This window comes from Hydrogenophaga sp. (assembly GCF_030158645.1).
Lineage (GTDB): Bacteria > Pseudomonadota > Gammaproteobacteria > Burkholderiales > Burkholderiaceae_C > Hydrogenophaga.
Window position 1 is genome coordinate 15,084 of sequence record NZ_JAOASO010000168.1, and the last position, 21,357, is coordinate 36,440.

Here is a 21,357-nt window from a genome sequence, read left to right on the forward strand (position 1 = left end):
CGAAGCTCCCGACATGCCGCCTGCCCGCCGCCGCCCCGCTCCCCGCGCCCTCCCTTTGGGGGACACCGATCCGTTCCGACCCACACCGCAACACCCGGTGCGCTGCAGGGCGCGCCAGGTCGACAGCGACAACCAGTTCGAACCGCACCACCACGCCTGGGGCCAACTGGCTTACTGCGCCAGCGGCCTCTTGCAGGTGACCGTGGACGCGGGCGAGCAAGCGGCCTCCCGGGAAACCACCACCATCGTGCCGCCCTCGCGCGCGGTGTGGATACCGCCGGGCGCCCGGCACGCCGTGACGATCGTCGAAGCGGCCCAGCTGCTCACGCTCTACATCGACGCCAGCACCGTGCCCACGCACTGGACCCACTCGCGCGTGATGGTGGTGTCGCCCCTGCTGCGCGAACTGGTGCACGCGCTGGACCGGCCGCAGCCACCCACCCTGGCAGCCGGTCGGGCGTTGCTGACCCTGCTGTTGCACGAGATGGAGCACGCCGACACCCAGCCGCTGGGCGTGCCCATGCCCTGCGTCGGTGGTGGCGACCGGCGGCTGCGCAACCTGTGCGAAGCGGTGATGCAGGCCCCGGCCCAGCACGCCACGCTCGCGGCCTGGGCAGCGCACGCCGGGGCCAGCGAACGCACGCTGGCGCGGCTGTTTCGGGACGAACTGGGCACGAGCTTTCAGCGCTGGCGCCAGCAGGTGGTGCTGGCGCACGCCATGCCCATGCTGGCACGGGGCGTGTCGGTGGCCCGGGTGGCTCAGGCCAGTGGGTATGCGAGCGAAAGCGCGTTTTCCGCCATGTTCAAGTCGGCCATGGGCCTGCCTCCCACCCGACTGCTGGCCCAGGCCAGGGCCAGGCCTCAGGCCGCCACGGCTTCGTCGACCCGGGGCTGATCGGCTGCGATGGCCTCGATGGCCTTGCGCACCACGCTCTGGCCGTCCACGGGCCGCAGCAGGCGGTTGGCAATCAGGCGTTCGCAACTGCGTTTGGTCATGGAATGCGGGCGGCCGCCCCGGCTCACAAACATGAACAGCGTGCCGCGGTTGCTGGCCCAGATCAGTTGGGCACGCAGCCACTCGCGGTGCGAATACAGGTCGACCCAGTCGCCTTCGCGCAGGCCGGCCAGCAATGTGATGGCATCGAACGGAATGTCCTCTTCGCCTGGCGCCGCCGGCTCGCTGCCCGGTTGCACAGGTGAGGCTTCGCTCGCCGGGCTGTGGTCGGAGAGTTCGGAAAAGTCGGTGGGCAGGGTGTCTTCAAAACCCGCCGCTTCCAGCTCTTCACGTCCCAGCCAGGGCTGGGCGGCCTTTCGGGGTTTGCGCTGCTCCGGCGTGGCGGGCAGGGTTTCGTCGAGCTCCATCGACATGGACGAGGTCTCCAGCGGCACCGGGTTCGACGCACTCGCGTCGGCCCTCGCCCGCGCGCGCCGCAGACCCAGCACCGGCTGGTGCAATCGCATCAGCGCATCGAAGAACGGTTTGGTTTCTTCGCGCGTCTTGCCCAGCGACTCCAGGCCCGCGTGCAGCGTGCCCAGCATGCCGGGCACCATCTCCAGCAGTTGGGCCGGCAGGCGCAAGGTGACTTCTTTTTTGGTGCTCCACAGCAGGTTGGAAACCACCTTGCGGTAGCCACCTGGATCGAGCTGGCCCTGGGGCGCATTGAGCTGCGCCGAGGCAATCACCAGCGACCAGGGACCATAGAGGAAGTCGAGGATGAAGCCTGGCGCGTGGTCCACGTCCGGCCGCTGGCTCAAGTCCCACGCGACCTGGTCGGCCAAGGTCTGGCGCGCTTCCGCGTGCCGGATGGCCTGCAGGTTGTTGTCCTGCGCGGCCACGTCCTGCCGGTCCTGGCTTTCCCATTCCTGGAGCAGTTCGTCGAGCGCGATCGAGAACGCTTGCGGATCGTCGGTCTCGAGTTCGTTGAGCGCATTGAACGCCTGCTGCACCGGCTGGAAAAACTCGGCGAACTCACTGGCGAACTCGTCGTTGTATTTGAAGCTGCGCTGCGCCACGCACTCCACCAGGCGGCGAGCCGGGTGGGCGTCTTCGCTGAAAAAGCGCGGGTTGGCCATGGCCAGGCGCAAGAGTGAAGGCTCCAGCGCCACCACGGCTTCGCGCACCGGCGCCAACAGCAGCGGGTCTTGCGCAACCTGGTTGACCAACTTGCGCACCACATCCAGGCCCATGGCCTGCGCCACGCGCTCGGCCTTCTGCTTGAGCTGCATGAGCACGCGGGCGCGCTCGTGGGCGGCGGCAAAGTCGCCCCAGGTCTTTTGGCTGAGCTGGGTGCCGATGTCCACCGATCGCGCCGGCCGGTCCACCGCAGGCAGGGCCTTGTACTGCTCGCTGCGCCGCACCACCATCGTCTCGTCGAGCGTGGGGATGGCGGCAAAGGCCTCGATGGCGGCAAGCTCTTCGCTCACCTGCTCGTAGTACTCGGGCGCGAGCGTCTGCTCGTACCGCTGTCCGCCCTTCTCCAGGAAGTTGTGCAGGTACTGGTTGTCCACCGGCGTCTGCAGGCGGGCAAGTTGCGGCATGTCGGGCACGAAGCCGCCCCAGTGCGCCTCGCCCGTGCTGTCGCCGCGGTGTTCCAGCGGCGCCTGCCCCGAAGGATTCCACTCGGTGGCCGCCGGGCCTGGTCCGCGTGCGGCGCGGGCCGCACCGGCGGCCGACCTGGCTGCCGCGCCCGGGGCGTCGGCCATGAGGCGCACGCGGTAGCCGGCTTCCTGCACGTTGGCGCGTTGCAGCACCAGGGTGAGACGGGCGTAAAGCCCCTTGAGTTCGTGACCCAGGGCCTTGCCGCAGTGACGCAGCCAAAGTGCGCGCAACTGGGAATCGGGCTCGTCCAGCGACATCATGTCCCGCAACGCCCGCACAAAAACGGCCGGGCGCAAGGGGTTCATGTCGGCCTGCACCGTGGCCAGACCTTGCAACGAACTCATGAGCGCGTCCAGCACCTTGAGTTCTTGCTCCAGCGGTGGCAGCAAGCTTTGCAACAGACGGGCCGATTCGATCGACTCGGTGACGGTGTCGTCCTCCACCAGCGAGAGGTACGCGGACTCGGTCAGCAAGGCGGTGCGGGATGAAGCGGGTGCGTCGGTGGGCACGGCAAACGCCTCGCGCAGACGCTGCGGGTAATCGGTCACCCAGCCTTCTTTTTCCTGGCGAATGCGCCACCAGGCTTTGGCAATGCGATCGCGCTGGGCCAACTCCAGGCACTGCTTCTCGGCCTCCTGCAAGCCAATCACCGCCGCGTCAAGGCAACGCCCGAGCATCGCGGGGGCGTCTTCAAGTGCCTCGGCAAGGCACTGCTGCAGCAATCGGGGGGGCACCGTCATCGGCTGATCGCGGCTGTGGGCCGCCAGGTCGGGGTGTGAAACAAGTCACGGTTATACCTGCGCATGCCGCCCGGGGCGTGACACCACTGAGATAAGGCGGATATCGGTCTCCGAACGGTCAACACTGCTGCAGAAAGGCCGCGGCGTCAAAGCGCTGTCACAACTGGCATGCAACATGCAAGGGTGCTGTCAAACACACACCGGCTTCAGGGAAACAACAATGATCCAGACCACCGCCCGGCGCTACGCCAAAACCAACATGGCATGGGAAGCCCTGTCCCGCCCCGACGCGGTGGGCCGGCAAGCGCACACGCTGCTGCTCATGGCCAACGGTCGGCGCAGCGAGCAGGAGCTGTCGCTGCTGCTGGGCACGGACGTGTCCGAACTGGCCTACGGACTGATGGAAAAGGGTTTTCTGCAGAACACCGCAGCGGTCGTGCAACCCGACCCCGATGAGGACACGCTGACCGGCGCCTGAGCCGCGTCAGCGAAAGCTCACAACCAGCGCTTGAGCAGCCCCATGATCTGGTCGAAGCGCGGCCCGTAGGGCGGGTAGAACACATGCCCCATCGAGAAGCGCGACTGCACCAGAACGGGCTTTTGCTGGGTGAAGCGCAGGAAACCGGTTTCGCCGTGGTACGCGCCCCAGCCGCTTTCGCCCACGCCGCCGAACGGCAGGCCTTCGTGGGCGACGTGCATGAGGGTGTCGTTGACGCTCACCCCGCCGCTCACCGTATTCGCCATCACCTGGTCGCGTTGGGAGGTGTCGGTGCCGAACCAGTAAAGCGCCAGCGGCCGCGGGCGGGCGTTGATGTAGCGGATGGCCTCGTCCAGGCTGTCGTACGCCACCACCGGGAGGATGGGACCGAAGATTTCTTCGTCCAGCAGCTTCAAGCCTGAATCGGGATTGAACACCAGGGTGGGGTTCATCTGGCGCGACATCGGTACCACGCCGGTCGCCGCCTGCGGCGCCACATCGACCACGCGAGCACCGTGGGAGGCGGCTTCGTTCAGCAGCGCCTGCAAACGGGCGTGGTGGCGATCGCTCACGATGGCGGCGTAATCGGGGTTGCCGGCAATGGTGGGGAACAAGCGGGCCACAGCCGCGGTGTACGCCCGCTCGAACGCGGCTTCCTGGCCGCGCGGCAGCATCACGTAGTCGGGCGCGATGCAGGTCTGGCCGGCGTTGAGCAGCTTGCCATGGGCAATTTTCACCGCCGCCTCATCCAGGTTGCACGACGTGTCCACGATGCAGGGTGACTTGCCACCCAGTTCCAGGGTGGTGGGCGTGAGGTTGGCGGCCGCAGCGGCAGCCACCTTGCGCCCCACGGCGGTGGAGCCGGTGAAGAACAGGTGGTCGAACGGCAGGCTGGCGAAGTCGTGCGCCACGTCGGCGCCCCCGAGCACCACGCTGAACTCGTCGGCGGAGAACGCGCCCTGCACCAGCGAGGCCATGAGCGCCGAGCTGTGGGGCGTGAGTTCGCTGGGCTTGAGCATCACGCGGTTGCCCGCGGCCAGCGCGGTGGCGGCCGGGCCGAGGTTCAGCTGCAACGGGTAATTCCAGGGGCCGATGACGCCCACCACGCCCAGCGGCTGGCGCTGGATGTGCGCGCTGGCGGGCTGCAAGTACAGCGGCGTGGCCACGCGGCGGGTTTTCATCCAGTGCGGCAGTTCCTTGTGCAGCTGCCCGATGGCCGCACGCAGCACGAACAAATCGGCCACTTCGGTGAGCTGGCGCGATCGCACGCCGAAGTCGGCCTGCACCGCGTCGGACAGCGCAGCCCCGTGCTGGTCAATCAGCACCTTGAGCCGCGCGAGGCGGTCGCGGCGCAGCGCCAGTGGCACATCGATCTGGGCGCGGCTGGCGCTGTGCTGTGCGTCAAACAGGGCGCGCAGGGGAAGGGTCGGGGGTATCTGGGTCATGGGCGGATGATAGGTCTGGCGCCCCGACTGCGGTAGGGGCAAGCCCCCATCCCGACGGATGGGGGCCCCTCCCCGGATCAGCCTTCGGCCACCGCGTCGCCGAACTCGAACACGCCCGGGTTCTGCACCGGGTCCACGTCCACCGGAATCGCCGATTTCGGCGGGTAACGGCCTTCCAGCAGGAATTTCGAGAGGGGGTTCTCGATGCGCTGCTGGATGGCGCGCTTCAGGGGCCGCGCGCCGAACACCGGGTCGAAGCCGACCTTGGCCAGCTCGGCCAGCGCCGCCGGCGACACCTGCAGGTGCAGGTCCATCCTGGCCAGGCGCGCCTCGAGCACCTTGAGCTGGATCCCGGCGATCGACTCGATGTGCTGTGCGTCCAGCGCGTGAAACACCACGGTTTCGTCGATGCGGTTGAGGAACTCCGGACGGAAGTGGTTCTTGAGTTCGCCCCAGACGGCTTCTTTCACGTCTTCATACGGCTCGCCCACCATGGCCTGGATCAGGTGCGAGCCGATGTTGCTCGTCATCACGATCACGGTGTTCTTGAAGTCCACGGTGCGGCCCTGGCCGTCGGTCAGGCGGCCGTCGTCGAGCACCTGCAGCAGCACGTTGAACACGTCCGGGTGGGCCTTCTCGACCTCGTCGAGCAGCAGCACGCTGTAGGGCTTGCGGCGCACGGCTTCGGTGAGGTAGCCGCCCTCCTCGTAGCCCACGTAGCCGGGTGGCGCGCCGATGAGGCGCGCCACGGAATGTTTCTCCATGAACTCGCTCATGTCGATGCGCACCAGGTGGTCTTCGCTGTCGAACAGGAAACCGGCCAGCGCCTTGCACAGCTCGGTCTTGCCCACGCCGGTGGGGCCGAGGAACAGGAAGGATCCGGTCGGGCGGTTCGGGTCACTCAGGCCCGAGCGCGAGCGGCGGATCGCGTTGGCCACCGCGCCGATGGCCTCGTCCTGGCCGACCACACGCTCGTGCAGCTTGCCTTCCATCATCAGCAGCTTGTCGCGCTCGCCCTGCATGAGCTTGCTCACCGGGATGCCGGTGGCGCGGGCCACCACCTCGGCGATCTCCTCGGCGCCGACCTGCGTGCGCAGCAGCTGCGGGCGGCCCTTGCCGTCCTTGTTCAGCGCCTTACCCGACTCGGCGGCCTGCGCGTCCTTCAGGCGTTTTTCCAGCTCGGGCAGCTTGCCGTACTGCAGCTCGGCGACCTTGTTGAAGTCGCCCTTGTCGGTGAAGGTCTTGATCTGCGAGCGGATGCGGTCCATCTCTTCCATCACGTCCTTGGAGCCGAGCGCGGCGGCCTTTTCGGCCTTCCAGATCTCGTCGTAGTCCGAGATTTCCTTGGTCAGGCGGGCGATCTCTTCCTCGATCAGGCCGAAGCGCTTTTGCGATGCCTCGTCCTTTTCCCGGCGCACGGCCTCGCGCTCAATCTGCAGCTGGATCAGGCGGCGGTCGAGCCGGTCCATCACCTCGGGCTTGGAGTCGAGTTCGATCTTGATCTTGGACGCGGCCTCATCGATCAGGTCGATCGCCTTGTCGGGCAAAAACCGGTCGGTGATGTAGCGGTGGCTGAGCTCGGCCGCGGCCACGATGGCCGGGTCGGTGATCTGCACGCCGTGGTGCACTTCGTACTTTTCCTGCAGCCCGCGCAGGATGGCGATGGTGGCTTCCACGCTGGGCTCGCCGACCAGGATCTTCTGGAAGCGGCGCTCGAGCGCGGCGTCTTTCTCGATGTACTTGCGGTATTCATCGAGCGTGGTCGCGCCCACGCAATGCAATTCGCCGCGCGCGAGCGCCGGCTTGAGCATGTTGCCCGCGTCCATGGCACCTTCGGCCTTGCCCGCGCCCACCATGGTGTGCAGCTCGTCGATGAAGACGATGGTCTGGCCTTCGTCTTTCGCCAGCTCGTTGAGCACGGTCTTGAGGCGTTCCTCGAACTCGCCACGGAACTTGGCGCCGGCCAGCAGCGCGGCCATGTCCAGGCTCAGCACGCGTTTGCCCTTGAGCGAATCGGGCACCTCGCCCGCCACGATGCGCTGCGCCAGGCCTTCGACGATGGCGGTTTTGCCGACGCCGGGTTCGCCGATGAGCACGGGGTTGTTCTTGGTGCGGCGCTGCAGCACCTGGATGGCGCGGCGGATCTCGTCGTCGCGGCCGATCACCGGATCGAGCTTGCCCAAGCGGGCACGCTCGGTGAGGTCCATGGTGTATTTTTTGAGCGCCTCGCGCTGGCCTTCGGCCTCCGGACTGTCCATGGATTGCCCGCCGCGCACCGCGGTGATGGCGCTCTCCAGGCTCTTGCGGTTCAAGCCATTCTCATTGGCCATGCGGCCCAGCTCGCCCTTGCTGTCGGCCACGGCCAGCAGAAAGAGCTCGCTGGCGATGAACTGGTCACCGCGCTTGATGGCTTCCTTTTCGGTGGCCTGCAGCAGCTTGGCCAGTTCTTGGCCCACCTGGACCTGGTCTTGCCCCTGCACTTCGGGCAGGCGCTTGATGGCCGCTTCGGTGGCTTTGGCCAGGCCGGGCACGTTGACGCCCGCGCGCTGCAGCAGCGACTGCGGACCATCGGTCTGGCGCAGCAAGGCCAGCAGCAGGTGGGCCGGCTCAATGTAGGCGTGGTCGGCGCCGAGTGCCAGGGTCTGGGCCTCGCTCAGGGCTTCTTGGAATTTGGTGGTGAGTTTGTCGAGTCGCATGAAGGAGCTCTCCGGGTGATCAGAATGGTGGGCAGTTGGCGGCACTCCCGCGTTTTTCAAGCCGCCCAGGCAGGGTGCGCCCATGGGCGGTGCGCTGGCTTGACCCAGATCAATCCACCAGCGGAGGGCGCCAGTGCGCGCAAGGCCAGGCCACGTTGAGGCCGGCGCGGCGGTAGAGGGAACGCGCGGACGGGTTGCTGGCGGCCACCTGGACAAACACACGGGTGAGACCTCGGCGCACAGCTTCGGTCGCCATGGCTGAACGACTCGGCGCCGGGCGTCGCTGAACCTCACCGGTCATGGTCAGGGTGGGCTGCTCGCGCCGCCAGGCACGAAGCGTCAGGGCCCCGAAACAGGGCTGGAAGGACAGCGGTTCAGCTGTTGGTGGCGGCGATGCCCCAGCGCGCCAGCGCAGCGTCGTCGCTCACACGGGCGTCCACCCAGCGTGCGCCTTCGGGCGTCTGTTCCTTCTTCCAGAACGGGGCCTGGGTCTTGAGGTAGTCCATGAGAAATTCGCAGGCCTGGAAGCTCTGGCCGCGGTGCGCCGAAGCCACGGCCACCAGCACGATCTGGTCCAGCGGTTGCAGCAGCCCCACACGGTGGATCACGCGGGCGCCGAAGAGGTCGAAGCGGCGGTGTGCCTCGTCAATCATGGCCTCGATGGACTTTTCGGTCATGCCGGGGTAGTGCTCCAGCTCCATGGTGCTGACGTGCTGGCCGTCGTTGCGGTCCCTGACCGTACCGATGAATGAGCACACCGCACCAATGCCCCTCTGCGTTTCGCGCAGACGGGCCACCTCGGTCGAGAGGTCGAAGTCTTCAGTCTGGATGCTGACGCGGGCGCTCATGTCAGCCCCCGGTCACCGGGGGGAAGAAGCCCACCTCGGCACCTTCGGGGAGCGCAGCGGTCTCGGCGCTCATGGTCTGGTTCAGGGCCACCCGCACCGATTTTCCCGGCGCGAGCGCCTCGGCGTAGGCACCACCACGGGCCACCAGCTCGGCCCGCAGCGCAGCCAGCGTGCCGGCCTGCGTGTCGAGGGATTCGCTGCCGGTGCCCAAGGCCTCTCGGATGGAGGCGAAATAACGCAACTGGACTTTCATGCGAGGAGATCCGACAAGGAGATGAACGAAACCGGATCGCCATGGGCTACCGTGGTGCCGCCCGGGTTGTCGACCAGGCCATCGGCCCAGACGGCCGACGTCAGCACACCCGAACTCTGGTTCGGAAACAGATCGAGACCACCGGCCGCATTGCGGCGCACGCGCAGGAACTCGCGGCGTTTGTCGGCCTTGTCCAGGGTGAAATGGGCGGGCAGCGTGATGGCTTTGAGCGCTGTCGATTCGACACCTTGCAGCCGCAGCAGGAAGGGTCGCACCAGCAGCAGAAAGGTCACGAAACTGGAGACCGGGTTGCCGGGCAGACCGATGAAATGGCAGGGTGCCGCGGCGGCGACGCCGGCACCAGCGTCGCGTTTCACCGTGCCGTAGGCAAACGGCTTGCCCGGCTTCATGGCGATCTGCCAGAGGTCCAGGCTGCCCAGCTGTTGCACGGCGGGTTTGATGTGGTCTTCTTCGCCCACCGACACGCCGCCGCTGGTGAGGATGAGGTCGTGGTGGTCGGCCGCTGTCTTGAGCGCGGCCAGTGTGGCGTCGCGCTTGTCCGGCACGATGCCCAGGTCGCTCACTTCGCAGCCCATGCGGTGCAGCAGCGCACGCAGGAAAAAGCGGTTGGAGTTGTAGATCGCGCCGGGCTTCATGGCCTCGGGCGGCACATCGCCCGGCATCACGAGTTCGTCCCCGGTGGAGAAGAGCGCCACGCGAGGCCTCGCCACCACACCCAGGTGCGCCAGACCCAGGCTCGCGGCCAGGCCCAGGCTCGCGGGCGACAGGCGTTCGCCCTTGGCCAACACCACCGCACCGCGCGTGACGTCTTCACCGGCGCGGCGCACCCACTGGCCCGGCCGGGGCGCGGTCTGGATGTGCACGCCGTGGATGTTGCCACCCACCTCGATGGTGTCTTCCTGCATCACGACCGCATCGGCACCGGCGGGCATGGGCGCACCCGTGAAGATGCGTGCGCAGGTGCCGGGCTCCAGCGGTTCTCCTGCGTGGCCGGCGGCGATGCGCTGCGTCACAGCCAGCACCTGGCCGGGCGCCGTCACATCGGCTGCGCGCAGGGCATAGCCGTCCATGGACGAGTTGTCGTTGGGCGGCACTTGGAGTGCAGACACGAGGTCGTGCGCCAGCACGCGCCCATCCGCCTCGAAGGTGGTCACGGTCTCGACGCCGGTCAGCGGGCGCGCGTGCGACAGCAGGCTGACGAGGGCGTCGTCCAGCGATTTCAAGGGCGCGCGATGTTGGGAGGGTTGGGGCGAGGTCATAGGCTCAACGGGGTGCGGTATTCGAACCGCTCCGCATTGTCGACCAACCACGCAGCCACGTCATCGGCCACGTTCAAATCCAGCACGGGGCAATGGGCGGCCACCGGCAGCGCACGGGCGTCATCGGTGGCGATGGCCACGATGTGCTGATCGTCGGGAAAGCGCAGCGGCTTGCCATGGCTCTGGCGCCAGACCTCGACCTTGGGCAGGTTGCTCTGCTTGAAGCCCTCGACCAGCACCCAGTCGACATCAGCGCGCAGCTGGGCCAGCAGATCGTGCACCGAGTGCTCGACAACGGCTTCGAGTTCGCGCATGAGCACCAGCCGTTTGGGCGACGCGGCCAGCACCTCGAAAGCGCCTGCCTCGCGGTGGCGCCAGGTGTCCTTCCCCGGGTGGTCGATGTCGAACCTGTGGTGTGCGTGCTTGACCACCGACACGCGCTGGCCTCGCAGCTTGAGCGCGGGAATCAGCTGTTCAACCAGCGTGGTTTTTCCCGATCCCGAAAAGCCGGCGAATCCAACAACCCTCATGTCCGGACGCAATGCTCGACCACGAAGGCCTGCACGTCGGACGTACTCGCCGACATAACTCGCACGCGCTTGGGCAAGTCTTCGATGCCGTCGAACTGCGGCGGGCGGTGCGGCTGCTGCCCCAGCGCTTCCACGATGGTTTCCGCAAACTTGATGGGCAGCGCGGTCTCCAGCACGATCATGGGCACGCCGGGCTGTCGGTGTTCACGCGCGACTTTCACGCCGTCGGCGGTGTGCGTGTCGATCATGACACCATGGCGCTTGAACACATCGCGGATCGTCTCCAGGCGGTTCTCGTGCGTGCTCTTGCCGCTGCGAAATCCGTAGCGGGTGGCAGCGTCGGCAAATGCCGGGTCGGCGCCCAGCTCGAAGCGGCCCTCACGTGCGAGTGCATCGCCGAACAATGCCTTGACGCGGAGACCGTTGCGTCCCAGGAGATCGAACACAAACCGCTCGAAGTTGCTGGCCTTGGAAATGTCCATCGACGGGCTGGAGGTCTCGTGCGTGTCGGCACTCGCGCGCACGCGGTACACCCCGGTGCGGAAGAACTCGTCCAGCACGTCGTTCTCGTTGGTGGCCACCACCAGGTGCTCGATCGGAAGACCCATCTGGCGCGCCACGTGACCGGCGCACACGTTGCCGAAGTTGCCGCTGGGCACGGTGAAAGAGACGCGCTCGGTGTCCTGGGTGGTGGCCTGGAAGTAGCCTGCAAAGTAATAGACCACCTGCGCCAACAGCCGGGCCCAGTTGATCGAATTGACGGTGCCGATCTTGTGCGCGCGCTTGAACGCGAGGTCGTTGCTGACGTTCTTGACGATGTCCTGGCAGTCGTCGAACACCCCTTCAATCGCGATGTTGTGGATGTTCTCGTCCATCAGGCTGAACATCTGCGCCTGCTGGAACGGGCTCATGCGGCCGTGCGGGCTCAGCATGAACACGCGCACGCCTTTTTTTCCACACATCGCGTACTCCGCCGCGCTGCCGGTGTCGCCCGAGGTCGCGCCCAGGATGTTGAGTTCTTCACCACGACGCGCCAGTTCGTACTCGAACAGGTTGCCCAGCAACTGCATCGCCATGTCCTTGAAGGCCAGCGTGGGGCCGTTGGACAGGGCTTCAAGGAAGAATCCGGCCTGACCCGAGCCGGCCGACGGGTCTTCCAGCTTCTTCAGGGGCACGATCTGCGGTGTGCCGTACACCGCTTCGGTGTAAGTCTTCTGGCACAACGCGCGCAGGTCGGCCGCGGGAATGTCGTCGATGTACAGCGACAGCACTTCAAAAGCGAGCGCCGCGTACCCGCCGGTCGCACCCTGGTTGAACGCCTGGCGCCAGCGAGCCAGCAGGGGTGCATCCACCTGCGGATACCGCTCGGGCAAGTACAGGCCGCCATCGGGCGCCAGGCCTTCGAGCAGGATTTCGCAGAAGTGCTTGCGCCCCGGATCGCCGCGTGTGGAGAGGTACAGCATCAGTTCAGCTCTTCCTTGCGGATGCGCACGATGGGCGCGAGCACGGTGGGCAACTTTTGCAGCTGCGCCAGCGCATCGTTCATGGTGCCTTCGCGGGTGCTGTGTGTGAGGATGATCAGGTCCGTGGACGTGCCACCCTCACCACTCACCTCGTCGGCCTCGCGCTGCAGCACCGCGTCAATGCTGATGCCCGAACCCGCCAGCAGACCGGTGACCTGGGCCAGCACACCGGCCTCGTCGGCCACCCGCAGGCGCAGGTAATAACTCGTCACCACCTCGCTCATGGGCAGCACGCTGAGATCGCTCATCGCATCGGGCTGGAAGGCCAGGTGCGGCACGCGGTGGTGCGGGTCGGCGGTGTGCAGGCGCGTGATGTCGACCAAGTCGGCGATCACGGCGCTGGCGGTGGGCTCGCTGCCCGCACCCTTGCCGTAGTACAGCGTGGTGCCCACAGCATCACCCTGCACCACCACCGCGTTCATCGCACCTTCCACGTTGGCAATCAGGCGCTTCGCAGGCACCAGGCTGGGGTGCACCCGCAGTTCGATGCCTTTGGCGGTTCGCTTCGTGATGCCCAGCAGCTTGATGCGGTAACCCAGTTGTTCGGCGTACTTGATGTCGGTGGCGCCCAGCTGGGTGATGCCTTCCACGTAGGCCTTGTCGAACTGCACCGGGATGCCGAAGGCGATCGCGCTCATGAGCGTGACCTTGTGGGCCGCGTCCACGCCTTCGATGTCGAAGGTCGGGTCGGCTTCGGCGTAGCCGAGGCGCTGCGCTTCCTTGAGCACGACGGCAAAGTCCAGGCCCTTGTCGCGCATCTCGGACAGGATGAAGTTGGTGGTGCCGTTGATGATCCCGGCGATCCACTGGATGCTGTTGGCCGTCAAGCCCTCGCGCAGCGCCTTGATGATGGGAATGCCACCGGCCACCGCCGCTTCAAACGCCACCATCACACCCTTGGCCGACGCCGCAGCAAAGATCTCGGTGCCGTGCACCGCCAGCAGAGCCTTGTTGGCCGTGACCACATGTTTGCCGGCGGCGATGGCTTCCATCACCAGCGCCTTGGCAATGCCGTAGCCGCCGATGAGCTCGATCACGATGTCGATCTCGGGGTTGGCGATGACCGCGCGCGCGTCGTTCACCACCTTCACATCCGCACCCACGATGGACTGCGCGCGGGCGGTGTCCAGGTCGGCCACCATGGTGATTTCAATGCCACGACCGGCGCGCCGGCGGATTTCTTCCTGGTTGCGCTGCAGCACGTTGAACGTGCCACTGCCCACGGTGCCTATGCCCAGAAGGCCTACTTGGATCGGTTTCATGTCGGTCATGGTTGGAGAGCAAAAAATCAGGTGCCGTGGCGTTTTCGCCAGCCTTCAAGAAACTTCGCGACGCGGTTGATGGCTTCGCGCAAGTCGTCTTCGTGCGGCAAAAACACGATGCGGAAATGCTGGTTGTCGGGATAGTTGAAGCCGGAGCCCTGCACCAGCATCACGCGCGTTTCCTGCAGCAGCTCCAGGAACATCTGCTGGTCATCCTCGATCGGGTACATCGTTGGATCGAGCTTGGGGAACATGTAGAGCGCGGCCGAGGGCTTGACGCAACTCACACCCGGAATGGCGGTGATCAATTCGTGCGCAAGGTCGCGCTGGCGGCGCAGGCGCCCGCCCTCGCCCACCAAGTCGTTGATGCTCTGGTAACCGCCGAGCGCGGTCTGGATCGCCCACTGGCCCGGCACGTTGGCACACAGACGCATGTTCGAGAGCATGTTCAAACCCTCGATGTAGTCCTTGGCCGGCTTCTTGTCGCCCGAGACAATGAGCCAGCCCGCGCGGTAACCACACGAGCGGTAACTCTTGGACAACGAGTTGAAGGTCAACGTGAGCACGTCGTCCGAGAGGCTGGCAATCGCCGTGTGCTTCACGCCGTCGTACAGCACCTTGTCGTAGACCTCGTCGGCAAAGATCACCAGGCCGTGTTCGCGTGCGATCTCGACGATGGCCTTGAGCAGCTCGTCGGAATACAGCGCGCCGGTCGGGTTGTTGGGGTTGATCACCACGATGCCCTTGGTGGCCGGTGTGATCTTGCGGCGGATGTCGTCCAGGTCCGGCATCCAGCCGTTGGACTCGTCGCACATGTAGTGCACCGGCGTGCCGCCCGAGAGGCTCACGGCCGCGGTCCACAACGGGTAGTCGGGCGCGGGAAGCAGCAGCTCGTCTCCGTCGTCGAGCAGCGCATTGGTGGCCATCACGATCAGTTCGCTGGCGCCGTTGCCAAGGTAAATGTCGTCGAGCGTGACACCCTTGATGCCCTGCGTCTGCGTCTCGTGCATCACCGCCTTGCGCGCGCCGAAGATGCCTTTGCTGTCCGAGTAGCCCGCCGAATTCGGCAGGTTGCGGATCATGTCCTGCTGGATCTCTTCCGGTGCATCAAAACCAAACACCGCCAGGTTGCCGATGTTCAGCCGAATGATCTTGTGACCCTCGTCTTCCATCTTGCGTGCCGCGTCCATGATGGGCCCACGGATGTCGTAGCACACGTTGGCCAGCTTGGCGGATTTCTGGATGGTCTTCAAGGTCACTCCCTGGGGGTTTTGGGGTCGTGCGGCGCAGTGTTCCCGGCAGGTTGCACCGGGCGGTATATTCGGTCTCGTCTGCAGGGAAAACCTGCAATTTGACCACAGTTCCGCAGCCCGCCAGATTGGCCACCGCCCCATGAAACTGCACTCCGACAAGCTGGAAATCCAGTCCGTCACCGGCTATGGCGACGGCTGGATCGCGGTGAACGGCCAGCGCCACACCCACAGCCTGGTGCTCACACCCAAACGCGAATGGTCCGCTTGGCCTTGCGCGCGTTTCGAGTCGTTGGAAGCTGCTCACTTCGACATGCTCATCGAGCCCTCTGTCGAACCACCCGAACTCATCGTGTTCGGAAGCGGTGGCCGGTTGCGCTTCGCGCCACCCGGTTTGCTGCGGGGCCTGATCGCACGGCGCATCGGCATCGAGACCATGGACACAGCCGCCGCCTGCCGCACTTACAACATCCTCGCGAGCGAAGGCCGCCGCGTGGTGGCGGCTTTGCTCCTGGAAACCTGAAGCGCGGGCCGACGCTGGGGGCCTCCAGCATGACGGACGGACGCAATCAGGGTAAAATACTCGATTGTTTCCTGCCACGGGTCCCATTGCTGCAATGCAGAGCTCGCCGTGAAACAGCCGGGAAGCCAACGCATCACCACCAACTTACGTCAGGGGTCCACGCAGTATGGCAGTCGTTGTCAATAAACCCATTCCCGAATTCGAATCGATGGCCACCGGCGGCATCAAGGTCAGCAACCAGACCCATCTGGGCCAGACCATCGTGCTGTACTTCTACCCCAAGGACAACACGCCCGGCTGCACCACCGAAGCCATGCAGTTCCGCGACAAGTACAAGGACTTCGTGAAAGCCGGCGCCCAGGTGTTCGGCGTGTCGCGCGACAACATGAAGTCCCACGACGATTTCAAGACCAAACTCGAACTGCCCTTCGAGCTGATCGCCGATACCGAAGAGAAAATGTGCCACATGTTCGGCGTGGTCAAGAACAAGATCATGTACGGCAAAAAGGTCAAGGGCATCGAGCGCAGCACCTTCCTCATCGGCCCCGATGGCGTGTTGAAGGAAGAGTGGCGTGGACTGAAAGTGCCCGGGCACGTGGAAGACGTGCTCAAAGCCGTCAAAGCCCTCAAGAAGGCCGCCTGACCGGCATCCTCCGGGTCGGCGCTTCGCGGGAGTGAGCCGCGTCACAGGAGTCATGCATAATGATTTCATGACACCGGGAAGCCTTTCAGCCCCACCCCTTCTGCCCCCTGCAAGCAGATCCCAAAGCCGCCCGGTCACCCCGGCGGCTTTTTGTTTTCCAGCTTCGCGCTGAACACACAAGCCCACATGCCACTGCCTCCAGCTCCCTCCAAACGCGCCGCCCTTCTCTCACCCGAGGCTTACAGCCTCAAAGCCGCCGAAGAACCCTTCGAGCTGGAGACCGTCGCGTCGCCCGCCGTGACTGCGCCCGTTGCCCAACCCGCGCGCCTTCCTGAGGCAACAGCCATGACGCCCCCACCGGCAGCCAAATCCGCCGGCCGGGCAGGCGGGCGAGGCCGCAAGCCCGCCACGGTGGCGACCCCTGTGCAGACCGAGCGCACCGAAACCGCACCCGCAACGTCAAAGGCCACGACACCGGTCGTTCCGGCAGAGAGAAGCGCGCAGGCAGCGCAGGTCACGGCCTCGTCCGGCAGTCGCCGCCGCGCCGCCGGCAAGGCCGGTAACGGCCCTGCCCGGCTGTTTGTGCTGGACACCAACGTGCTGCTGCACGACCCCATGAGCCTGTTCCGCTTCGAGGAACACGACATCTTCCTGCCCATGATCGTGCTCGAAGAGCTCGATGGTCACAAAAAGGGCATGACGGAAGTGGCGCGCAACGGTCGCCAGACCAGCCGCACGCTCGACGCGCTGGTGGCGCAGCAAGGTGGCGACATGACCAAGGGCCTCAAGCTCTCGGCCACGGGTCACCACGGCGCGCGCGGCCTGCTGTTCTTCCAGACCGAACCGCTGGAGAGCAACCTGCCCTCCAGCCTGCCGCAGGGCAAGGCCGACAACCAGATCCTGGGCGTGGTGCATTCGCTGCGCCAACGCCATCCCGAGCGCGAAGTGATCCTGGTGTCGAAGGACATCAACATGCGCGTGAAGGCGCGCGCGTTGGGCCTCGCTGCCGAGGACTACCAGAACGACAAGACGCTGGACGACGGCGAGTTGCTGTATGCGGGTGCGCTGGCGCTGCCACAGGACTTCTGGACGCGCCAGAGCAAGACCATCGAGAGCTGGCAAAGCGGCAGCCACACGTTCTACCGCGTGAGCGGTCCGGCGGTGGGTCAGTTCTACATCAACCAGTTTGTCTACTTCGAAGCGCCGGGCGAGCCTTCGCTCTACGCGCGTGTGACGGAGATCCGTGACAAGACCGCGGTGCTCAAGACGCTCAAGGACTACACCCACCTGAAGAACGCGGTGTGGGGCGTGACCAGCCGCAACCGCGAGCAAAACTTCGCGCTCAACCTGCTGATGGACCCCGAGATCGACTTTGTGACGCTGGCTGGCACGGCCGGCACCGGCAAGACGCTGATGGCACTGGCCAGCGGCCTCACGCAGGTGCTCGACGACCGCCGCTACACCGAGATCATCATGACCCGCGCCACCGTGAGCGTGGGCGAAGACATCGGCTTCCTGCCCGGCACCGAAGAGGAAAAGATGGGCCCCTGGATGGGCGCGCTCGACGACAACCTGGAGTTCCTGGCCAAGGGCGACGGCGGCAACGCCGGCGAGTGGGGCCGCGCCGCGACCAACGAACTCATCCGCAGCCGCATCAAGGTCAAGAGCATGAACTTCATGCGCGGTCGCACCTTCATGAACAAGTACGTGATCATCGACGAGGCGCAGAACCTGACGCCCAAGCAGATGAAGACGCTGATCACGCGTGCCGGCCCGGGCACCAAGATCATCTGCATGGGCAACCTGGCGCAAATCGACACGCCCTACCTGACCGAAGGTTCGTCGGGCCTGACGTTTGCGGTGGACCGCTTCAAGGGCTGGCCGCACGGCGGGCACATCACGCTGGCGCGCGGCGAACGTTCGCGTCTGGCCGACTTTGCATCGGAAGTGCTCTGAACCGATCGTTCAAGAGAACAACAAAAAACCCGGCCATGGCCGGGTTTTTTCATGTCCGCTGCCAGATCAGAAGTCCCCTCCACCCGCCAGCGACTCGAACCGCGTGAGCATGTTCAGGAAGGCCAGCTTCACCGTGCCCGTGGGACCGTTTCGCTGTTTACCGATGATGATCTCGGCCACACCCGGTTCCTTGCAGGCATCCTTGGTGTAGTACTCGTCGCGGTAGATGAACATGATGATGTCCGCGTCCTGCTCGATGGCGCCGGACTCGCGCAAATCGCTCATCATCGGGCGCTTGTCGGTGCGGGTTTCCACACTGCGGTTGAGCTGTGACAGCGCAATCACCGGGCACTGCAGTTCCTTGGCGAGCATTTTCAGACCTCGCGAAATCTCACCCAGCTCGGACGCGCGGTTGTCACCGTCACCACCACTGCCGCTCATGAGCTGCAAGTAGTCGACCACAATCAGACCGAGCTTGCCGCACTGGCGCGAGAGGCGTCGCGCGTTGGCGCGCAGCACGCTGGCGGTGAGGCCAGGGGTTTCATCGATGTGCAGCGAGACGTTGCGCAGTTTCTCGATGGCCTCGGTCAAGCGCGGCCACTCGTCGTCGGTGAGCTTGCCGTTGCGCAGGTGGGACTGGTTGATGCGGCCGATCGAGCCGACGATACGCACCGCCAGCTGGGATGCACCCATCTCCATGGAGAACACCGCGACCGGCAGACCCTCATTGAGCGCCACGTGTTCGGCGATGTTGATCGCAAACGCGGTCTTGCCCATGGACGGGCGGGCCGCCAGCACCACCAGGTCACCGGCTTGCAGGCCGGAGGTCATGCGGTCCAGATCGACGAAACCGGTGGGCACGCCGGTGATGTCGTTGGGGTTGTCGGCCATCTCCTGCACGCGGTCGAGCAGTTCGACCACCAGCGTGTCCATGCCTTGGAAGCCCTCCTTCATCCGCGAGCCTTCTTCGCCGATGTTGAAGATCTTCTGCTCGGCTTCGTCCAGGATCTTGTCGACCGACTTGCCCTGGGTGTTGAAGGCTGCGGTGGCGATCTCGTCGCTGGCGGCCACCAGTTTGCGCAGGATGGCGCGCTCGCGCACGATCTCGGCGTAGCGCCGGATGTTGGCCGCGCTCGGCACGTACTGCGCCAGCGAATTGAGGTAGGCCAGACCGCCGGCCTCCTCGGCTTTGCCCAGGTTCTGCAAGTGCTCGAACACGGTCACCACGTCAGCCGGTTTGCTGGCGTTGACCATCGTGGCGATGGCCGAGTACGTCAGGCGGTGTTCGTAGCGGTAGAAGTCGGAATCGTTGACGAGGTCCGCCACCCGGTCCCAGGCGCCGTTGTCGAGCAGCAAACCGCCGAGAACGCTGGACTCAGCCTCGATGGAGTGCGGGGGAACCCGCAACTGAGCCACCTGTCGGTCGACGCCACCCTCGTCCAGGCCGGCATCAAATGAGGAGAAGGAACTGGAGAAGACGGCGGACATCGGCGTGAGAAAAGTAAAGGGCCATGGTACGCGCTGGACCCCGGGAAGTCATGGGACAAGTCTGTGGACAAGTCCGGTAAAAGGCGTGGATGACGGACGGTCCAGGGAGGAAGGCCCGCCTCTGGGGGAAGAGGTCCGCGCCATGAAAAAAGCCGCGGCCCGAGGGCAGCGGCTTTTGTGCGAAGCGCCTGGGCGCTCGCGCGGAACTCAGGCGGTTTCGCCGAGCACCGTGACGTTGACGTCGACCGTCACGTCGGTGTGCAGGTTCACGCTGACCGTGTAGTCGCCCACGTTCTTGAGGGGACCATTGGGCATGCGCACTTGCGACTTGGCGACCTTGAAGCCTTGCTTGTTCAGCTCTTCGGACACGTCGTGGTTGGTGACGGAACCGAACAGGCGACCGTCAACGCCGGCCTTTTGCGACAGCTTGACCGTCACGGAGGCGAGCTTCTCGCCCAAAGCCTGGGCTTCGGCGTGCTTGGCAGCAGCCACTTTTTCGAGTTCGACGCGACGCGCTTCGAATTCGGCGATAGCGTTTTGCGTGGCGCGGCGGGCACGGCCCGAGGGGATCAGGAAGTTGCGGGCGTAGCCGTCCTTGACCTTGACCACATCGCCGAGGGCGCCGAGATTGACAACTTTGTCGAGCAGGATGATTTGCATGTCAGGCTCTCTTTCAGACGCGGTGCTGGTCGCTGTAAGGCAACATGCCGAGGAAGCGCGCGCGCTTGATGGCGGTGTTGACCTGACGCTGGTAGAAGGCACGCGTGCCGGTCAGGCGCGCGGGGATGATCTTGCCGTTTTCGGCGATGAAGTCGCGCAGGACGTCAACGTCCTTGTAGTCGACTTCTTCGACGTTGGCCACGGTGAAGCGGCAGAAGCGCTTGCGCTTGAACAGCAGCGATTGGGTGTTGCGCTTGGGGCGCTTGTCTTTGTTGAAACGTTTGGGTGACGCCATGATGGGCCTTCCTATGTCTTGCTGAAATCTTGGATGTGGAACACCACGCCTTTGCCATTGCGCGCGTTGGTCAGGAAGCCGTGAAACTCACAAACCGAATCAAGTCCCTGTCGGGAGAGGATTTCGGCGTGCGACCCGAAGGCAATCGCCCTGAGTTGCAGTTTCACTTGCCTGGGGGTGTCCAGTTCGACGATCTGTGACTCGTGTTCGAGCACGAGGTTGACGGCCGGTATGCCTGCCGGTGTGTAACGCAGGCTTTGCACCTGCACCACCACTGCCGACAATTGTGTCTGGTTCACCCGTTGACGTTAACGCGCACCGGGCATCAAGCCTGGGCCTGTTCCTGCGGTTGGTGCTGCTGGGTGCGCTGCTCGGGCTGCTGAAGCTTGCGGGCTTCTTCGCGCTCGACCGACTTCATCATGGACGAAGGACCGGTATCGGCTTTTTTGCGCAACACGGTGAGGTGGCGCAGCACGGCATCGTTGAACTTGAAGGCGTGCTCCAGTTCGGCCATCACGGCCTGATCGGCCTCGATGTTGACGCACAGGTAGTGGGCCTTGGACAGCTTGTTGATCTGGTAAGCCATCTGGCGACGGCCCCAATCTTCAACGCGGTGGATCTTGCCGCCGCCGGCGGTGATCATGCCCTTGTAACGCTCCAGCATGGCTGGAACCTGTTCGCTTTGATCCGGGTGGATCAGCAAAACGATTTCGTAATGACGCATGGACTCTCCTTGTGGATTCGCCCGCCACATGGCGGACTTGGGTTGGAGCTGCCCCCAGCGTCAGATGGGGTGCAGCAAGGCAAGCCCACGATTCTAGCAAAAAACCCGGCCAGTCGCGAAACTGGCCGGGTTGGGGCCCACTGGCCGCCGAGGCGGTGAGTGGG

21 protein-coding genes are annotated in these 21,357 nt (G+C 65.2%); 5 read left to right on the forward strand and 16 right to left on the reverse strand.

The features are described from left to right. Positions 1-13 precede the first annotated feature (13 nt). Positions 14-895, forward strand: coding sequence for a helix-turn-helix transcriptional regulator (locus Q1W68_RS18015; RefSeq protein ID WP_300650180.1), 882 nt, complete (start codon positions 14-16; stop codon positions 893-895). Here Q1W68_RS18015 and Q1W68_RS18020 read toward each other — a convergent pair. After that, the gene (locus Q1W68_RS18020) at positions 862-3,339 is read right to left on the reverse strand and encodes a DUF1631 family protein (protein WP_300650177.1); all 2,478 of its coding nucleotides are present in this window, start codon (positions 3,337-3,339) and stop codon (positions 862-864) included. The two genes, Q1W68_RS18015 and Q1W68_RS18020, sit on opposite strands and share 34 nt — an antisense overlap. 220 nt (positions 3,340-3,559) lie before the next feature. On the opposite strand from Q1W68_RS18020, the gene Q1W68_RS18025 reads away from it, so the two are divergent. Then, positions 3,560-3,817 carry a hypothetical protein gene (locus Q1W68_RS18025; protein ID WP_300650175.1) on the forward strand — a complete coding sequence of 86 codons (258 nt, stop codon included), beginning with the start codon at positions 3,560-3,562 and terminating at the stop codon, positions 3,815-3,817. A 17-nt stretch (positions 3,818-3,834) separates the two neighbouring features. Here Q1W68_RS18025 and Q1W68_RS18030 read toward each other — a convergent pair whose 3' ends face one another. From Q1W68_RS18030 to Q1W68_RS18075, 10 genes are all read right to left on the reverse strand, one after another. After that, a complete protein-coding gene (locus tag Q1W68_RS18030) occupies positions 3,835-5,262 on the reverse strand; it encodes a coniferyl aldehyde dehydrogenase (RefSeq protein WP_300650173.1) in 1,428 nt (475 codons plus the stop codon). A 77-nt stretch (positions 5,263-5,339) separates the two neighbouring features. Next, positions 5,340-7,958: an ATP-dependent chaperone ClpB gene (gene clpB, locus Q1W68_RS18035; protein WP_300717220.1), complete on the reverse strand. Its 2,619-nt coding sequence runs from the start codon at positions 7,956-7,958 to the stop codon at positions 5,340-5,342. 109 nt (positions 7,959-8,067) lie between these two features. Then, a complete protein-coding gene (locus Q1W68_RS18040; RefSeq protein WP_300650169.1) occupies positions 8,068-8,214 on the reverse strand; it encodes a hypothetical protein in 147 nt (48 codons plus the stop codon). 118 nt (positions 8,215-8,332) lie between these two features. Further along, entirely contained in the window at positions 8,333-8,806 is a 474-nt protein-coding gene (locus Q1W68_RS18045; protein ID WP_300650167.1) for a molybdenum cofactor biosynthesis protein MoaE, read from the reverse strand. 1 nt (position 8,807) lies between these two features. After that, entirely contained in the window at positions 8,808-9,059 is a 252-nt protein-coding gene (locus Q1W68_RS18050) for a MoaD/ThiS family protein (protein ID WP_300650166.1), read from the reverse strand. Next, positions 9,056-10,339 carry a gephyrin-like molybdotransferase Glp gene (glp, locus tag Q1W68_RS18055; RefSeq protein WP_300650165.1) on the reverse strand — a complete coding sequence of 428 codons (1,284 nt, stop codon included), beginning with the start codon at positions 10,337-10,339 and terminating at the stop codon, positions 9,056-9,058. Before glp ends, Q1W68_RS18050 begins: the two co-directional genes overlap by 4 nt. After that, positions 10,336-10,869, reverse strand: a complete 534-nt coding sequence (gene mobB / locus Q1W68_RS18060) for a molybdopterin-guanine dinucleotide biosynthesis protein B (RefSeq protein ID WP_300650163.1) — start codon at positions 10,867-10,869, stop codon at positions 10,336-10,338. Before mobB ends, glp begins: the two co-directional genes overlap by 4 nt. After that, positions 10,866-12,332, reverse strand: a complete 1,467-nt coding sequence (gene thrC / locus Q1W68_RS18065; protein WP_300650161.1) for a threonine synthase — start codon at positions 12,330-12,332, stop codon at positions 10,866-10,868. Before thrC ends, mobB begins: the two co-directional genes overlap by 4 nt. After that, positions 12,332-13,654, reverse strand: a complete 1,323-nt coding sequence (locus Q1W68_RS18070) for a homoserine dehydrogenase (RefSeq protein ID WP_300658353.1) — start codon at positions 13,652-13,654, stop codon at positions 12,332-12,334. The genes thrC and Q1W68_RS18070 overlap by 1 nt, the downstream gene beginning before the upstream one ends. A 26-nt stretch (positions 13,655-13,680) precedes the next feature. After that, positions 13,681-14,907: a pyridoxal phosphate-dependent aminotransferase gene (locus tag Q1W68_RS18075; protein ID WP_300650159.1), complete on the reverse strand. Its 1,227-nt coding sequence runs from the start codon at positions 14,905-14,907 to the stop codon at positions 13,681-13,683. A 139-nt stretch (positions 14,908-15,046) separates the two neighbouring features. On the opposite strand from Q1W68_RS18075, the gene Q1W68_RS18080 reads away from it, so the two are divergent. The 3 genes from Q1W68_RS18080 (at position 15,047) to Q1W68_RS18090 (ending at position 18,026) form a co-directional block, all read left to right on the forward strand. Further along, positions 15,047-15,427 carry an Mth938-like domain-containing protein gene (locus tag Q1W68_RS18080; RefSeq protein ID WP_300650157.1) on the forward strand — a complete coding sequence of 127 codons (381 nt, stop codon included), beginning with the start codon at positions 15,047-15,049 and terminating at the stop codon, positions 15,425-15,427. A gap of 166 nt (positions 15,428-15,593) precedes the next feature. After that, on the forward strand, positions 15,594-16,070 hold the full coding sequence (locus Q1W68_RS18085) for a peroxiredoxin (RefSeq protein ID WP_291217561.1): 477 nt from the start codon (positions 15,594-15,596) through the stop codon (positions 16,068-16,070). 186 nt (positions 16,071-16,256) lie between these two features. Continuing rightward, positions 16,257-18,026 carry a PhoH family protein gene (locus Q1W68_RS18090; protein ID WP_300650156.1) on the forward strand — a complete coding sequence of 590 codons (1,770 nt, stop codon included), beginning with the start codon at positions 16,257-16,259 and terminating at the stop codon, positions 18,024-18,026. Positions 18,027-18,092: 66 nt separating this feature from the next. Here the strand turns inward: Q1W68_RS18090 and dnaB are convergent, their stop codons facing one another. From dnaB to rpsF, 5 genes are all read right to left on the reverse strand, one after another. Beyond that, positions 18,093-19,514, reverse strand: coding sequence for a replicative DNA helicase (gene dnaB, locus Q1W68_RS18095; RefSeq protein WP_300650154.1), 1,422 nt, complete (start codon positions 19,512-19,514; stop codon positions 18,093-18,095). Between the two features lie 207 nt (positions 19,515-19,721). Beyond that, positions 19,722-20,174: a 50S ribosomal protein L9 gene (gene rplI / locus Q1W68_RS18100; RefSeq protein ID WP_300653650.1), complete on the reverse strand. Its 453-nt coding sequence runs from the start codon at positions 20,172-20,174 to the stop codon at positions 19,722-19,724. Positions 20,175-20,187: 13 nt separating this feature from the next. Beyond that, positions 20,188-20,469 (reverse strand): 30S ribosomal protein S18, encoded by a 282-nt coding sequence (rpsR, locus tag Q1W68_RS18105; RefSeq protein WP_056276851.1) that lies wholly within the window; start codon positions 20,467-20,469, stop codon positions 20,188-20,190. Between the two features lie 11 nt (positions 20,470-20,480). Continuing rightward, a complete protein-coding gene (priB, locus tag Q1W68_RS18110; RefSeq protein ID WP_056276853.1) occupies positions 20,481-20,768 on the reverse strand; it encodes a primosomal replication protein N in 288 nt (95 codons plus the stop codon). A 26-nt stretch (positions 20,769-20,794) separates the two neighbouring features. Next, positions 20,795-21,193 carry a 30S ribosomal protein S6 gene (rpsF, locus tag Q1W68_RS18115; protein ID WP_300660468.1) on the reverse strand — a complete coding sequence of 133 codons (399 nt, stop codon included), beginning with the start codon at positions 21,191-21,193 and terminating at the stop codon, positions 20,795-20,797. Positions 21,194-21,357 lie beyond the last annotated feature (164 nt).